We start from the raw sequence: 850 nt of genomic DNA, 5'->3' as shown, positions 1-850 counted from the left end.
TGTGAACGGTGCACCTCTGGCGCAGGGCTTTGGGGAAGACCTGCTCGGCCGCGCTGATCAGGCCTTTCGCCCCGTCGGAGATCACCAGCGGCGGCGGGGCGGGCCCGTGGTCGGCCGGGTCGGTGAGGAAGTGGTGCCAGGCGTCGGTGGACTCGCTGCTGGCGTTGTCCAGGCCGGCGAAGACGGGCTTGCCGTCGGTCGTGATGCCCCGGGCGGCCGGCACGGGCTCGGCGGCGTGCCCGTCGTGCATCTTGACGTGCGAGGCGTCCAGGAACAGGTGGTCGAGGGCGACGCCGGACAGGTCGCGGTGGCGCCGGGCATCGAACTCGTCGCGGATCCGGGTGCAGATCACCGACACCGTCGACTTCGACAGCGCGGCCTCGGGGCCGAGCGCGTCGGCGAGGGCGTTTTCGACGTCGCGGACCGACATCCCCCTGATGAAGGACGCGATGACCAGCGTTTCGAGGGCGTTGGTGCGGGTGGCATGGGTGCCGAACAGGCGGGAGGTGAACTTCTCCGTGGTGCCGCGCAGCTTGGGGCGGGTCACCGTGACCGGGCCCGCGGTGGTCTTGATCGTGGTGGGGCAGTGGCCGTTGCGGTGCCCCGGGCGGGCGGTGGTCTGCCCGTCCTCGTCCACGGACGCGGTGGCGCGTTCGTAGCGGGCACGGCCGGGGAACGCGTCGGCCTCGGCTTCCATCGCGGTCTGGATGATCAGGCGGGCGCCGAGCCGGGCGACGTCCTCCAGGACCTCGGCCAGGTCACGGTCACCGGTGAACAAGGCGTCGATCTCAGCGTGGATGGCCTCGGTGGGGGATACTCGTCGGGACACGAGCGTGGGTCTCCTTCGTGC

Annotated in this window: 1 protein-coding gene; it reads right to left on the bottom strand. The window is 71.4% G+C overall.

Going from position 1 to position 850, the window contains the following annotated elements; translation table 11 throughout:
- Positions 1 to 829 (bottom strand): IS256 family transposase (locus ABCR83_RS32710; protein WP_462698900.1); only part of this gene is annotated, 829 nt, incomplete at its 3' end.
- Positions 830 to 850: the final 21 nt, after the last annotated feature.

It is taken from the genome of Streptomyces xingningensis (genome assembly GCF_054957865.1).
The sequence above is the reverse complement of the archived record's forward strand: the minus strand, read 5'-3'. Positions and strand labels throughout refer to the sequence as shown.